The organism is Fundidesulfovibrio terrae (assembly GCF_022808915.1).
GTDB lineage: Bacteria > Desulfobacterota > Desulfovibrionia > Desulfovibrionales > Desulfovibrionaceae > Fundidesulfovibrio > Fundidesulfovibrio terrae.
Window position 1 is genome coordinate 419,269 of sequence record NZ_JAKZFS010000001.1, and the last position, 15,471, is coordinate 434,739.

Annotated in this window: 8 protein-coding genes; 4 read left to right on the forward strand and 4 right to left on the reverse strand. The window is 67.4% G+C overall.

All coding sequences use genetic code 11. The features are described from left to right. Nucleotides 1–66: 66 nt before the first annotated feature. The 4 genes from ML540_RS01940 to ML540_RS01955 all read right to left on the reverse strand — a co-directional run bounded on the left by ML540_RS01940 (nt 67) and on the right by ML540_RS01955 (nt 8,988). On the reverse strand, nt 67–3,852 hold the full coding sequence (locus ML540_RS01940; protein WP_243358173.1) for an AsmA family protein: 3,786 nt from the start codon (nt 3,850–3,852) through the stop codon (nt 67–69). Between the two features lie 113 nt (nt 3,853–3,965). After that, nucleotides 3,966–6,554 carry a cobyric acid synthase gene (locus ML540_RS01945; RefSeq protein ID WP_243358175.1) on the reverse strand — a complete coding sequence of 863 codons (2,589 nt, stop codon included), beginning with the start codon at nt 6,552–6,554 and terminating at the stop codon, nt 3,966–3,968. Beyond that, nucleotides 6,551–7,477 (reverse strand): LysR family transcriptional regulator, encoded by a 927-nt coding sequence (locus tag ML540_RS01950; protein ID WP_243359631.1) that lies wholly within the window; start codon nt 7,475–7,477, stop codon nt 6,551–6,553. Before ML540_RS01950 ends, ML540_RS01945 begins: the two co-directional genes overlap by 4 nt. A gap of 5 nt (nt 7,478–7,482) precedes the next feature. Beyond that, a complete protein-coding gene (locus ML540_RS01955; RefSeq protein ID WP_243358176.1) occupies nt 7,483–8,988 on the reverse strand; it encodes an aminotransferase-like domain-containing protein in 1,506 nt (501 codons plus the stop codon). Nucleotides 8,989–9,089: 101 nt separating this feature from the next. Here ML540_RS01955 and ML540_RS01960 point away from each other — a divergent pair, with 101 nt between their 5' ends. From ML540_RS01960 to ML540_RS01975, 4 genes are all read left to right on the forward strand, one after another. Next, a complete protein-coding gene (locus ML540_RS01960) occupies nt 9,090–9,446 on the forward strand; it encodes a DUF2917 domain-containing protein (protein ID WP_243358178.1) in 357 nt (118 codons plus the stop codon). Nucleotides 9,447–9,499: 53 nt separating this feature from the next. Continuing rightward, nucleotides 9,500–10,537 carry a GGDEF domain-containing protein gene (locus ML540_RS01965; protein WP_243358179.1) on the forward strand — a complete coding sequence of 346 codons (1,038 nt, stop codon included), beginning with the start codon at nt 9,500–9,502 and terminating at the stop codon, nt 10,535–10,537. Nucleotides 10,538–10,579: 42 nt separating this feature from the next. Continuing rightward, nucleotides 10,580–11,041 (forward strand): DUF3795 domain-containing protein, encoded by a 462-nt coding sequence (locus ML540_RS01970; RefSeq protein WP_243358181.1) that lies wholly within the window; start codon nt 10,580–10,582, stop codon nt 11,039–11,041. Nucleotides 11,042–11,200: 159 nt separating this feature from the next. Further along, nucleotides 11,201–15,400 (forward strand): chemotaxis protein CheB, encoded by a 4,200-nt coding sequence (locus tag ML540_RS01975; RefSeq protein WP_243358182.1) that lies wholly within the window; start codon nt 11,201–11,203, stop codon nt 15,398–15,400. The last annotated feature ends 71 nt before the right edge of the window (nt 15,401–15,471 follow it).

A 15,471-nucleotide genomic window follows, 5' to 3' on the forward strand; every position in this document is an offset into this window, starting at 1 on the left:
AGGAGAGTCAATCTGAATTCGTCGGACAACGGCGGCGAAGGAGAGTGAACAAAAGAGGAAGCAGTTCTAGAACACTCTTCTGAGCTGGTTGAGCACATTACCCGGGATGCCTATGACGCCCTTGAACAGGTTCATGAGGGTGTCGCCGAGAACCTTGGATTTGTCGATGTCGAGCCTCGGGTCGTAGAGGGAACCGCTTATGCGCACGGGAACCTCCCCCACCTCCGGCACCGAGGCCATCAGGTTCAGGTCGATGCGCTCGTCGTCCAGGCTGACCCAGCCGTCGCCCTTGGCCGTAAGGGTGGGGCCGGTCAGCACCAGGTCCCTGGTGACGGCCAGGCCCTCGCGAACCGAAAAGTTCGCACCCATTTTGGAGAAGGGCACGCCATCGGAGGGAGGCGGGGGGGGCGGCGGCGCGTCCCGGTCGCCCACGACCGGAGCCGCCGTGGAGTCCCGCTTGGCCGGTGCTCCTCGGATGGCCAGGGCGCCGCTTCGCACCTCGAAGCCGGCCGATCCGGAGGCCTTGCGGCGGAGCGCCCGGTCCGTGGCGCCATGCATCTCCACGTTCACCGAGAAATCGCACTGGCCCTTGGTGAGCGTCTCGGCCCCGGCCAGATCCTTGAGCAGGGCAGGGGCGGAGAATCCGGACAGCTTGAGCTCAAGCTGGGCCTTGAGTTCGCCCCCGCGCGCGTCGCCGCGCAGGTCGAACAGATAGGGGCCTCCGTAGAACGAGGGAGCGGTCTGGCGCAGCTGGAAACGCCCTCCCTGGGCGGAGAACTCGGTGAGGGCGTTCTCCCACACCAGCCGGTCCTTCATGAGCCAGCCGAAGCGTACCTTGGCTTCCAGGTTCAACTCTCTCAGCTCGGCCAGGGGCAGGGGCTCTTCGGGCCGCTTGGACTGGTCGGCCGCCTGGGGGACCGGGGCCAGCCTGTCCAGATCCAGCGAGCTCACGGCCAGATCCAGGCGGTTCTTCGGGCCGCTGACCAGGGCCTGCCCGGAAATGATGGCGTCGTCCAGGGACGCCTGGATGCGCGTCAGGCGCACCTCCTTGAGCGTGCCCCCGATGTCGCAGGAGAACCGGGCCCGCCGCCAGACGTTGGGGTCGGCCCCTGCGGGCAGGGACAGGCCCAGGCGCGGGGCCGCGTCGCGGGGGTTGAATTCGGGGATGTCCACGCTGCCGGAAAGGACCGGCCCGCCCTGGCCGCTTGGGCCGGGCTGGCCGGCGACAGAGACTTTGCCGGGCACCCCGGCCAGGTTGAGGTCCACGCCCGAGAGGCTGAAGCCGCCTGTGTCGAAGTCCGCCTCGATCCTGCCCGCCCAGGTTGCGCGGGCGGTCTTGCCCGGCCCCAGGAAGCCCAGGGACAAAAGGTGCGACCCCTCGGCCCGAGGCTGGCGAAACCACAGGGGCCTGCCCGAAGCGTCCAGGCCCACCTGCCCCTTCACCTCCACCTGGGAGGAGCGCACCACCCCCGGCGAATCCACCTTCACCAGGCCCGAAACGTCCGCCAGGGCCGCCTCGCGCACGCGTTCGCCGCCCTGGGGGGCGGGCTTGGCCGAGAACTTGAGCGACGCGGTGGCCCGGCTCACCGGCCAGGGCAGCGCGCCCGCCTCGCCGGGAGAGAACGTGACCGACCCCTGCCCCATCTGGAGGTCGGCCTGGCCGTGAAGCCCCTGCCAAACGGACGCGAGCGTTCCCGACTGGGATTCGGCGCTCACCTGGCAGGCCACGGGCCCGGCGATCTTCGGCAGGTGCGGGACCTGGGCCGACAAAGCGGCGCCCTGCATGCCCGAGGCCGCCAGGGTCATGGATAGGGCGGCGCTACCGCGCGCGGATTCCATCTCGATCCCGCCGGTGAACTTGCCGCCCAGGGCCGAGCCCGACACCGTGGAGAGCTTGAGCGCTTCGGGGGCCGCCTGTCCGGCCAGGAGCAGGTCGTCCACGTCCAGGCCGGGCAGGCTCAGGCGCTTGGCCGCGATGCGGCCTTCCAGCGGGACGGGGGCGAACCCCCTGCCGTCGGCCCCGAACAGAGCGGCCAGCTGGCGAAGCTTTTCCAGCTCGAGCCGGTCGGCCTGGAGGTCCAGCACGGTGGCGGCCCGGCCTCCCGCGATCCTGCCCGTGAAGCGCGACCCGCCGGTGCGCACGTCCAGGCCGTCGAGGCCCCATTCCCCGGACCGGGGGAGGGTGAAGGACGCCTGGGCCGCTCCGCCACCGAGCAGCTCCCATGCCTTTGAGGCGTCCCGGGGCATCCAGGAGGGTTTCCAGTTCCTGGCGAAATCTCCCAGCGCGAGGCGCAGTTTCCCCGTAACGCCGGAAGGGCCCGCCTCGCCGTTCATGTTCACCTCTCCCAGGGCTTGCGGCTGGCCCGCGCCCGGGCCATCTTGCGTCAGGGGGGTGAGCGCGGCGGAAACGGAAAAAACGTTGACGGCGGGGTCGGGCTTGACCCGGATATCGGCCGAGAACATGCCCTGGTCCACCCTGGCGGTGAAGGGATAGATCCTGAATTCGCTCTGTCCCGAGCGTGCCGCGAACTCCAGGTCCTCGATGTCGAGCGTCCCTGCGCGCAGGTTCCGGCCCGAGAACCGTCCGCTCAGGCTTTTGACGCCATTGCCCGCCCATCCGCCCGCCCGCCCGCCCGGAAGCGCGGCCGGAGTGAGCCAGGAGCCCAGGTCCCAGCCGTCGGCGGACAGGTCGAAGGAGACGTCTCCGCCGATGTTCTTGGCCGTGCCGCCGACACGGGCCGGACCGTCGCGGAGCACGGCCTTGTTGGCCAGCCAGCCGCTGGGGGTGGAGCTCAGCTCCAGTTCGGCCTCGATGTCCCCTTCCGGGGCGGCCTGGCGCAAGGCCGGCGTGCCCGCCCTGTCCGTCGGGGCGCGCCCGGCCAGGTCCAGGCCCAGAAGCTTCGTCCAGGCTCCGCGCCTGCCGCCGCTGGCCGCCAGGTTGGCGTATACGTAAGGCACGGGGTCATAGAGGCCTGCCGCGTTGACTTTGCCGGTCACACGCGCGCCGAGCCCCTCCAGCACCATGCTGGAGACCTCGAAGGCCCCCTGCTGGCCGTGGACCATGACCTTGCCGGTGAAGGCCACCCGCTCGCCGGGGGCCGCCGTTCCGGCGGGAAGGGTCAGCCATCCTGTCGCCGTGGACGAGTGCACCAGCACATGCCCGCCGGTCTCGCCGTAGCTGGCCTCGCCCTTGGCGCTGAGTTCGCCGGTGAGCCCGTACGGGTTCACCGTCACTTCGCATGAGAGGGAGAAATCGAAGGGCCTGGACTGGCTGGTGTTCAGGGTCAGGCGGCGCAGGTCCAGGGACGTGCCGCTCGCGGCGTCGGTGAAGCTGAGGCTGGCGTTCCAGAGCCTGAGCCCCGAGGGCAGGCTCTCCACCTTCCAGCCGCCGGGAACGTGTCCGGCCAGGGCATCGCCTCCGGACAGTCCTCGCCAGTTCTCGCGTCCGCCCGCATCGCGTTCCAGGCGCAGGGAGGCCGAGGACAGGGCCACGGAGTCCACCACCACGGTGTGGGAGGCCAGGGCCGTCAGGCGAAGCCCGATGGTGGCGGATTCCACGGAAAGCAGGGGCTCGGGGCCGAAGCCGGGCTCGTTGGGAACCGTGACCGGACCCGTGCGCAGGCCGAACCAGGGGATCATGGTCAGGCGCACGTCCCCCTGGATGTCCACCGGACGCTCCAGGGCGGCGGACAGGGCCGCCTGGGCGTGGGCGCGCAGGGTCTCCTGGCCGATCAACCTGGTGGCCGCCAGGGGCAGGGCATAGGCCAGCACGGCGGCCAGGGCGGCCAGGCCCAGGATGATCCTGACGGAGGGCAGCGGGAAGGGGAAACGTCTGGGCGTGGATGTGTTCATGCGCGGTCCGGGCCGGCTGGTTTCGGCTCGTGCGTCCTATACTCCCAATCCTCCGGCGGGTTCAAGCGCCGAAACGTCCACGTGGACAGGATTTCACGTGCAAGCCCGCCCTCTTAGAGCCCGAGCAGGGCGTACACGGCGTCCATGTCCAGGCTGGCGCGGACCGTGGCGGCCAGACGGTCAAGGGCCGCCTCCACGCCGTCCTGCGAGGACTGCGGGGACGGGGCCAGCGGGGCGAGACCCTTGCGCGCGCGCAGGGAGTCGAGCCACCAGCGCCTGAACCCCGGCTGGTCGAACACCCCGTGCAGGTAGGTGCCCCAGGCCGCGCCGTGGCGGCCCCAGGCCAAGGGGCGACCGTCCTCGCTCCGGGCCAGGACCTCGGGGTCTTGCGAACCGCTCGCCCGGGTGACGCCGTGGTGGATCTCGTACCCCGCCAGGGTGAGCCCGGACGGAAGATGCACTGCCCGCGACTGGGCCAGGGTCTTCTCCGGCAGAAGCTCCGTGGCCAGGTCCAGAAGGCCAAGGCCCGCATCCTCGCCCCGGTCGGACTCCAGGCCCGTGGGATCGGTGAGGCGCTCCCCGAGCATCTGCAGGCCCGCGCACACCCCGGCGATCTCGCTCGACCCCTCGCGGGCCAGGGCGGCGATGGCCTCCGCCAGTCCGGTTTCGCGCAGTCGGGCCAGGTCCGCCAGGGTGTTCTTGCTGCCCGGCAGGATCACCGCGTCCGGGCGGCCCAGCTCGGCCGCCGTGCGCACCACCCGCAGCCCCGCGTCGGGCTCGCCGGCCAGGGCGTCGAAATCGGTGAAGTTGGAGATGTGGGGCAAATCCAGCACGGCGATGTCCAGGTCGCGTCCGGTGGCGTTCCAGCAGGCGCCCGCCTTGAAGCTCACCGAGTCCTCCTCGGGAAGATTCAGGGGGGCGATGTCGGGCACCACGCCGATGACCGGCTTGCCGGTGAGTTCGCGCATGAAGCGGTGGGCCGGTTCCAGAAGGGAGGGGTCGCCACGGAAGCGGTTCAGCACGTATCCGCCGACCAGGGCTCGCTCGGATTCGCTCAGAAGCTCCATGGTCCCGGCCAGGGCCGCGAACACGCCGCCCCGGTCGATGTCGCCCACCAGCAGCACCCGCGAGCGGGCATAGGCGGCCATGGCCATGTTCACCATGTCGTGGGACTTGAGGTTCACCTCGGCCGGGCTGCCCGCGCCCTCCAGGATCACCGCGTCGAACTCCGAGGCCAGGCTGTCGTAGGCCCGCTTGGCCGCCTCGAAGGCCGTGGGCTTGTAGGCCACGTATTCGCGCACGCGCATGGTCCCCACGGGCCTGCCCATGACGATCACCTGGGAGCCCGTGTCCGAGCAGGGCTTGAGGAGCACCGGGTTCATGCGCGCCTCCGGGGCCAGCCCGCAGGCCTTGGCCTGGAGCACCTGGGCGCGGCCCATCTCCTCGCCCCGGGCGGTGACGAAGGAGTTGAGGGACATGTTCTGGGCCTTGAACGGGGCAACGCGCACCCCGTCCTGGCGCAGGATGCGGCACAGGGCCGCCGCGATCACCGACTTGCCTGCGTTGGAGGTGGTGCCGGCAACCATGAGCGCGGGGGTGGGGCGGGAGCGGAGCTCGGGCCTGGCCTTGGCGGGCGGAGCGAGCGATTCGGCCAGGGCGTCGACCAGACGCTCGTTGTCGTCCTCGCGGCGCACGGCCACCCGGAAGAAGCGCTGGTCCAGCCCGGCGTAGTTGGAGCAGTCCCGGATGGCGATACGCTTTTCCAGCAGCGCCGCGCGCAGTGCCGGAACCTCGGGCGCGTCCAGGCGGCAGAGCAGGTAGTTGGCCGCTCCGGGATAGACCGTGAGCCCGGGCAGGGCTTCGAGCGCGCGAGACAGCGCCTCTCGCAGGCGTCCCGCCTCGGCCCGGGAGCGGGCCTCGAAATCGCAGTCCTGCACGGCGCGCACCCCCACGGCCTGGGCCAGGGTGTTCACGGACCAGGGCGCGATACGCTCCTTCACGGCCTCGGCCAGGGCTTCGCCTGCGCAGGCAAGGCCCAGCCTGAGCCCCGGGATGGCGAACATCTTGGTGAGCGAGAGGAGCACGGCCACGTTGTCCGGCCTCTCCCGCATAAGCGATTCGAAGCCCTCCACGAAGGAGCCGAAGGCTTCGTCCGCCACGAAAAGGCACTCAGGATGGGCTGCGGCCAGCTCGCGCACCACGGCGGCGTCCACGTCCAGGCCCGTGGGATTGTTGGGCCGGGCCAGGAACACGGCGGCCGGTCCGGGCAGGGCCTTGAGGGCGCGCGAGAGGGCTTCCGGGTCCAGGACGAAACCACCAGATTCGGCCAGGGGCAGGCGCACCACGTCCATGTCCGCCCGGCGGCAGGCGGTCTGGTAGTCATAGTAGGAGGGAACCGGGACCACGGCCCTGGCGTGGCCGCAGGAGCGGGCCATGGCGAAGAGCAGCTCGCTCGTCCCGTTGCCCGCCAGCAGCGTGGCCGGGTCCACGCCGTGGCGCCCGGCCGCCGCGTCGATGAGCGCCCGGCAGTGAGGGTCGGGGTAGTGCACCAGCTCGGACACCGACGCGCTGATCACCGGGCGCAGCCACTCGGGCGGCCCCAGCGGGTTGATGTTGGCCGAGAAGTCGAGGATCTCGGACGGGTCGCAGCCGAGGGTTTCGGCCATGCCGCGCACGTCGCCGCCGTGGGGGAAGAACCTCATGCCCGGGCCGCTCCCTCGACCGCTCCCACAGCCTCTGGTCCGGCCAGTCCCCAGGCCAGGGACGCGGCCTGCATGGCCGCCTTGACCTCGGGTTCGCCCAGGCGGCGGGTCAGGGCCACCAGGCTGATGGGAATGCCGAGCGCCCCTCCCGGCCACACGGCCAGCTCGTCGCCCAGCAGCTCCGAGCGGGCGAAATCCTCGCGCAGAAGCGACAGCCCGCGCCCCGAGGCCACCAAGGCGCGGATGGTGTGCTCGTCGTTGATGACGGCCGCGGTTTTGGGCCTGCCGCCCTCTTCGGCCAGGAGCTTTTCGGCCAGGGCCACGAAGGGACAGCTCTCGTTGAACCAAACCCAGGGCATGGCGGCCAGGTCGCGCACGGTGGCCGTTTCGAGTTTCTCCCGCCATGCGGCCGGGCCCACCACCCGAACCGAGGCCATACCCAGGGGCAGGGCCGTCAGCTGGGGGTCGCTGGAGAAGTCGCCATAGGCGAAGCCCGCGTGCATGGCCCCGTCCTTGAGACCCCGGGCCACCTCGTAGGAGTCGCGGCAGTCCACGTGCACCAGTGCCTCGGGATGTTCGTCGGAGAGCGCCGCCAGGATGCGCGGGAGGCGCAGGTACTGCGGGTCGGTGTTGCGGGTGAGCACGATGTCTCCCCGAACGCCTTCGCGCATGGCCCGGGCCTGCTCCATGATCCCTTGGGCGCAGCTGAGCGCCTCGCGCGCGGTGCAGGTCAGCCGCGTGCCGCTGTCGGTCAGGTCCATGCCCCGGGCGGTGCGGGTGAAGAGGCTCACGCCAAGCTCCTCTTCGAGGGACTTCACGTGGGCGCTCACGGCCGGTTGCGACAGGTGCAGGCGCTCGGCCGCGCGCGAGAGGTTGCCCTCCTCGGCCACGGCCACGAACGTGCGCAGGTGGTAGAGTTCCATGGTCTTCACGAATCCTTGGGGCAGCATTCAGGCATTGCGATTGGATCGCCCGCCCAGGGGTCTGGTATCCGGTCGTCATGTCCCTTGACCAGCAAATCCTCGGCGATGGCGCCCAGAGTCTTCACGGCCCCGGTCAGCTCCGGCCCCGGGAGGACGCAGCAACTCAGGCGCACGAAGCTTTTGAAACACCCCTGGGAGGAGAAGATCGCCCCCGGGGCCACGCTTACGCCGTGCTCGAGCGCCCGGTGCATGAACTGAGCGCCGTCGGCTCCGCCCGGCAGCTGCACCCACATCACGGAGCCGCCTTCCGGGCGCGAGGCCCTGGTGCCGGGTGGAAAATAGCGTCCCACCAGGGCGTGCATGTTCTCCATCAAGGACTTCACGGCCGGGCGCAGGCGCTTCAGGTGGCGGTGGTAGGCCCCGGACCCCAGGTACTGGGCCACGGCCATCTGGGTGGGCGTTGCCGTGGCCACGCTCATGGTGGCCTTGAGCTCCAGGGCGGTGTTCATGAAACGCCCCGGCAACAGCCAGCCCACCCGGTAGCCGGGGGCCAGGGTCTTGGAGAAGGAGGAACAGGTCAGCACCAGCCCGTTCTCGTCGAAGGCCTTGCAGCAGCGGGGGCGCACCGGGCCGTAGTGGATGTCGCCGTAGACGTCGTCCTCGATGAGCGGAATGCCGCGCCGGGCCAGGATGGAAACGATCTCGGCCTTGGCCTCGTCCGGAGTGAGCGCGCCGTCGGGATTGTTGAAATTGGGGGTGAGCACGCAGGCCTCCACCCGGAAACGCTCGACCACCTGGGCGAGTTCCGAGGGGCGCACGCCCTCGCCCGGGCGCGAGGGGATCTCGATGACCCGAAGGCCCAGGTTCTCGAGCAGCTGCAGGAAGCAATAGTAGGTGGGCGAGGCGATGACCACGGTGTCTCCAGCGCGGGTCACGCAGCGCAGGGCGATGTGCAGGGCCTCCATGGCCCCGCTGGTCACCAGGGTGTCCGAGGCCGTGCAGTCGGTCCCGGCCTCCATGACCCTGAGCGCGATCTGCCGGCGCAGGGGCTCGAAGCCCTCCACCGGCCCGTAGAAGCCCACCCGGTCGCCCTCGTCGCGCAGCACCTGGCCCATGATGCGCGACAGCTGCGCAAGCGGCAGCAGGTTCTCGTCGGTGCGGGCGACTCCCAGCGGCAGCATGTCCCGGCGGGCCATGCTGGCCAGCACCGTGCGGATGATGGCCGAACGGTTGAGCGTTTCCGGGATCTCGCCGGGGCAGTCCTTGATGCCGGGAGGCGGCAGGGGATTGCGTCTGGCGCACACGAAAAAGCCCGACTTGGGCCTGGCCTCCATGACCCCCTCGCTCTCCAGCTGACCGTAGGCCAGGGCCACCGTGGACAGGCTCACCCGCATGCGCGCCGCCAGGCGGCGCAGCGACGGGGCCTTGTCGCCGGGCTTGAGCGTCCCGGATTCGATCATCTCGAGCACGTTTTTACGCACGGATTCGTAACGGAAGGCCTCTGCGGACATGGTTTTCACACTCTGTACCGGTCGAATTTTGTTTTGGCTGTATCTGTATCGATAACAGATTTCGTGGCGTAAGCAAAGCACGAAGAGCGCAGGAGGACCTCATGGCACCTGAAATGACGCCCAGAACCTGGCCCGCCGAGAGCCGGGGCATGGCGGACGACATGTTGGAGGGGACGCGCCTGGCCAGGCGCGCGGCGGGTTTCATCAGAAGGCTGTTGGCCGGGATGGCCCCCAGGGGCCGCGTGCGGGTGAACCTGCTCCCGGGGCAGGCCGTGTCCCTGGACGGGCCCGACAGGGCATTGGTCGAATGCCTGGAAGGAGCGGTGTGGGCCACTTGCCCGACGGACGGGCGGGACCTGCGGATCAGGGCGGGAGAATCGGTCTCGTTCGCGTGGCCGGGACAGGTGGTGCTGGCGGCGGCAAACCGGCCCGCGCGGGTGGTGCTGCGCTGGCGCTAGGAATTCGCGCAAAAAACTTGGCAAGCGTACGGGTTCTCGGTAGTGGTCGTAAAATGATACGCAATCAGAGCGGACACGACGACCACCACCAGCACCGTTGTTTCGATGGAATCTGCGAAACCATGGACAGGCTGGGGGTCCCGCGCAATTCCAAATGGCGGGCCCTTATTCTGTTCATGCGCTCGATCCGCGATTACGACATTTATTCCCCGGAGCAGAAGCGCCTGATCCAGGAACTCGTGGTGACCGTTCTGAAAGCGGGCGAGCTGACCGAGGAACGCTTCTCGGAGATGGCTCGCAAGACGGAAGAGATCCTCTCCGCCCCTTGGCGGGAGCGGCTCCAGGCGGCTCTGGGCGACCTGTCCCGGGCCATCGGCGAGTCGCGCGGCATGATGCTCAAGCGCAAGGGCGAGATCCAGGTGCTTGGAACCAGCACCATGGAAACCGTCCAGAGCGGCAAGGACATCGACCAGGTCCTGGAGGACATCCGCCGGGGATTCCAGGACGTGGTGCGCTACATGGAAGAGGACGTGGAGAACCTGTCGCGGCTAAGCCTCACGGACGCTCTCACGGGCCTGCACAACCGGCGCGCCTTCGAGGACGCCCTGACCAAGGGTGTGCACTGGGCCAAGGCCGAGGACAGGCCTCTGTGCGTGCTCATGGCCGACGTGGACCATTTCAAGGGCTTCAACGACCGCCACGGCCATCTGGTGGGCGACCAGGCGCTCGGCGCCGTGGCCTCGGTCATCCGGGAATGCCAGCGCCAGGTGGAGGAACGCGGCGACAATGTCTTCTCGGCCCGCTACGGGGGCGAGGAGTTTACGCTCATCGCCCAGGACATGACCTCCAAGCAGGCCCAGGCCCTGGCCGAGCACATCCGCGCCCGCATCGAGAACTACAATTTCATCATCCGCGACGTGGACGGGGAGATCCTGGACTCCGGCATCAAGCTGACCATCAGCCTGGGCGTGGCCTGCCTGGACTCGGCCTGGAAGGACTCCCTGGAGCAACGTCTGGTCAACGCGGCCGACGAGGCCCTGTACGCGGCCAAGCAGACCGGCCGCAACCGCGTGATCGTCTACGAAAGCTGACCCCGGCGCCCTGCATTCGCCCCCCCCGAAGGAGTGCAAACAATGGAATATCGGGAAATTCTTGAACGGCTCGCGCCGTGCGGCCTGGACTGCGGCCGTTGCGCCGACCTTAAGGGTGGTGAAATTGGGGTTTTGAGCGCGCGGCTTACGGAACACCTGGGCGAGTACGGTCGGCTTGCGGCCATGCGGGCCGGAGTCCGGCCTGAGTTCGCGGGATACGAGCAGTTCCAGGCCGTGCTCGGGGTGCTGGCCGGGCCCTCCTGCGGCGGCTGCCGCAGCGACAATGTGAGCTGCCCCCTCAACTGCCTGGCGCGGACGTGCTCGAAGGAAAATGGGGTCCATTTCTGCTTCCAGTGTTCCAAATACCCCTGCGAGGAGCAGTTCGCCGGAATGCCCCTACGCAAACGCTGGCAGGCGCTCAACGACCGCATGAAGGATATCGGCGTGGAGGCCTTCTACGAGGAGCAGTTGGGCACGCCCCGCTATCCCGGTAAGATCGAGTAGCGGTCCCGAGCGGGGCCGTATCCTGCTTCTCCCTGCGCGAGGCCATCTTCCCGGTGTATTCCCGCGGCAGGGATTTTTGTTGCATCGCGTGACAACGGCAGTGAAACAACGTAGCGAGCAACATGCCGAAGTGTGTCATCCAGCCGCAGGAGAGTCCGCATGTCCGATAAGAATACCGGAGGCGAGCCGGAATCTCGAACTCCAGGCGTGAAAGGCGAGCGCAGACGGTCCAGGCACTCTTTCCGGGGTGCCGAAAGTCAGCCCCAGACCGCCACGCTGGGTTTCCCCGTGGTGGCCATAGGAGCCTCGGCCGGAGGGCTGGAGGCCATCGAGAGCTTCTTGCGCAACACCCCCGCCGACACCGGCATGGCCTTCGTCATCATCCAGCATTTCGCTCCGGACCACAAAAGCATCATGCCGGAGATACTCGGGCGCTTCACCCCCATGGAGGTCCACGAGGTCGCGGACGGCATGCGGGTGGAGCAAAACCACGTCTACGTCATCCCCCCGGGAACGAGCATGTTCATCGAAAAGGGGGTGCTCGGGCTTAAATCCCTGGACAAGTCCGCGGGCGCGCGGATGCCCATCGACCGCTTCTTCGAGTCCCTGGCCGTGGACCAGAAAGAGAACGCCGTGTGCATCCTGATGTCCGGCGCCGGGACCGACGGCACGCTGAGCCTCAAGACGGTCAAGGCCATGGGCGGCATCACCCTGGCCCAGGACGCGGGCGCGAAATTCAAGGACATGCCCCGCAGCGCCATATCGTCGGGCCTGGTGGATTTCGTCCTGTTGGCCGGGGACATGCCCGCCAAGCTGCTGGCGCTGGCCCATGCGCGGCCCGCGCATCCGCCCGAGGGCGAGGCCGGCACGGGAAGCGCACGGGACCATACCGGCGAGGGCGGGCGGAAGGCTCTTTTGGGCAGGATCTTCCAACTCGTCAGGCTCAAGACCGGACACGATTTCTCCCAGTACAAGTTCAGCACCATCCTGCGGCGCATCGAGAGGCGGATGGTGCTCCACCACATCGGCAGCCTGGAGGAATACGTCGGTTTTCTGGTGCAGCAGGCCGGCGAGGTCCAGACCCTGTTCGAGGAGTTCCTCATCGGAGTGACGGGATTCTTCAGGGACCCCGAGGCCTTCGAAGTCCTGGCCAGGCAGGTCGTTCCCAGAATACTCGCGGGCAAGACGGAGGCGAACCCGGTGCGCATCTGGGTGCCGGGATGCTCTACGGGAGAGGAGGCGTATTCCCTGGCCATCATCATGGCCGAGGCACTGCAGCGTGCGGCCAAGCCTGTGAGGGTCCAGATATTCTGCACGGACATAGACTCCAAGGCCCTGGAGGGGGCCAGGAAGGGCATTTTTCCGGGCAGCATCACCGAGAGCGTCTCACCGGAACGCCTGAAACGGTTCTTCGAGCCCGAGGGAACCAAAAGCTACCGCGTCACCAAGGAAATCAGGGACATGCTGGTGATCGCGCCGCACAGCGTCATCAAGGACCCGCCCTTTTCCAAGCTCGACCTCATCAGCTGCCGCAACCTGCTCATCTACCTGGGGCAGGACGTCCAGAAGCTGCTGATCCCCTGCTTCAACTATTCGTTGAAACCGGGCGGATTTCTCTTCGTCGGGCCCTCCGAATCCCTGGGGGAATTCGGCCGGTTCTTCACCTCCGTGGATTCCAAATGGAAGATATTCCAGCGCAACGACGTCATTCCGGAAGGCGCCATGGAGTTCTCGCTGTTCCCCCTGGACCGGGCCTCCTTCGCCCGGACGCCCGGCCCGGTGGATGGCGCGCTCGACCGGGGGAAGCTCCTGAGCCACACGGAGCGGCTGCTCCTGGAGGAGTACGCCCCCCCCTCCGTGGTGGTGGACACGCAGTACGAGGCGCTTCATTTTTACGGGAAGCTGGGTAAATTCCTGGAGCTCTCCGGGGGCGAGCCCACCCGGAGCATCCTCAAGCTGGCCAGGGAGGATATCCGCCTCGACCTGCGGGCCGCCATCCACGCGGCCATCAAGGACAGGGGCCTGGTCAAGAGGACTGGCCTGAGCTTCAGGCTTGGCGGAGCCGTCTGCAAGTACTCCCTGGTCGTGAGGCCGGTCACGGGCGCGGGCCAGGATGAAATGCTGCTGATCGTGGTCTTCCAGGAGGTCCCCGGGCCGGATGAAACCTGCCCGGAGCCGCGCCCCATGCCTGTGGGGGAAGACATTTCCGTGGCCAAGAACCTGGAGGAGGAACTGCTCAACACCAGGGAGCGCCTCCATGCCACCATCGAGGAGCTGGAAGCCTCCAACGAGGAGCTCAAGTCCACAAACGAAGAGCTCATGTCCATGAACGAGGAACTCCAGTCCTCCAACGAGGAGCTGGAGTCGTCCAGGGAGGAGCTGCAGTCGCTCAACGAAGAGTTGAACACGGTCAACCAGGAACTGCAGTACAAGATCGACGAGGTGACCAAGGTCAACAGCGACCTGAACAACCTCCTGACTTCCACCAAGATCGCCACCCTGTTCCTGGATCAGGGGCTGACCATCAAGCGCTTCACCCCTCCCATCACGGAATTCTTCAATCTGTTCGACTTCGACATCGGCCGCTCGATCGGCGACATCGCCCACAAGATGGATTACGATGAACTCATCGCAGATATCCAGACAGTGATCAATACGCTCATTCCCTTTGAGAGGGAGGTGAAGTCCAGGAGCGGAAACTGGTACATCATGCGAATCACGCCGTACAGAACAGTGAACAACATGATCGACGGCACGGTAATCACGTTCGTCGATGTGACCCTGCTTAAGGGAATACAGCAAAGTCTGTATTCCAAAACGATCGAACTCGAAACATTGTTGCAAACGGTGCCGGACACCTATTTCCGGCTGGATCACGATCTGAACGTCATTGAGTTCAAGGCCGGCAGGGGAGTGCTCCCGGTGGCGGCCGGGAATCCCGTCGGGAAGCAGATAGCCGCGGCGCTGCCCCGGCAGGCCGTGTCCGTCATCGAAACCGCTGCCAAGGGCCTCGGGCAGGGCGGTGCGCTGATCCAGACCGATTTCAGCCTCAGGATCAAGGGCACGAAATATTACTTCGAGGCCAGGCTTCTGCCGATCCCCACAGGGGAAATGCTCATCATCATCCGGGACATGACGGACCTCAAGCGCGCCGAGGAAAGAGCCCTCAAGGCGAAGCTGGTCGCCGAGAAGGCCAGCAAGGCCAAGACAGAATTCCTGGCCAACATGAGCCACGAGATCAGGACGCCGCTCAATGGCATAGTGGGCCTGACCGAGTTGGCCCTGGCCAAGGTGACGGGCGAGCAGGAACGGACATACCTGCTGGGGGTGAAGGAATCGCTGCGTTCGCTCCAGGCCATCATCAACGATATCCTCGACTTCTCCAAGATCGAGGCCGGGCGCTTGAAACTCAATGAAGTGCCCTTCGACCTCAAGCACATCCTCTTCGCGGCCCTGGAGCCGTTCCAACTGGAGGCCCAGCGCAAGGGGATCGAGCTCTCCCTGGATATCGCCCCGGATGTTCCCCTGGCCCTGATGGGCGACGACCTCCGCCTGAAGCAGGTGCTCTCCAATCTGGTGGGCAACGCGGTCAAGTTCACCGAGGAGGGGGGGGTGTCGGTCCGCGTCGAGCAGGCGGCCGGATTTCCGGAGCCGGAGGACGAGGGCTTCGATCTGCTGCGGTTCATGGTGAGCGACACCGGGATCGGAATCTCCGAGGACAAGCACGAGGCCATCTTCGACAAGTTCGTGCAGGGCGACGTGTCCACGGTGAAGGCGTTCAGCGGCACGGGCCTGGGCCTGCCCATATGCAAGAGCCTGGTGGAGATGATGCAGGGGAGCATCTGGGTGGAAAGCGAACCCGGCAGCGGCAGCGTCTTCCAGTTCATCGTGCCCCTTCGCCGCCAGGAAAAGGGCGAGGCCGCTCCGGAGACGGAACGGGACAAGCCCGCGCCGCAGGCCCCGATGGCCCCGCTCAAGATTCTGCTCGCCGAAGACAACGCCATCAACCAGTTGGTGGCCGCGGAGTTCCTGAAGCATCTCGGGCACGTGGTCACGGTGGTGGGAGATGGGGTCGAGGCCCTGCAGACCTTGCAGGAAAATCCCCACGACGTTCTCATCGTGGACGTCTCCATGCCCAGAATGGACGGGTACGAGGTTATCGCCAGAATTCGCGGCGGGACGGAAGGGATCGATCCCGCTATTCCTATCGTGGCCCTCACCGCCTACGCCATGGACGAGGACCGCAAGAGCCTTCTGAAGGCCGGGGCCAGCGCTTTCCTGGCCAAACCCCTGAACTCGGACGACCTAGCCAACGTCCTGGCCATAGTGCGGCCCGAGATAACGCGCGCGGACGGCTGACCTCACGTCCCTGCCGGTCGGGCTTCCAAGCAAAAAGGCCCCGGAGCGTGCGCTCCGGGGCCTCTTCATAT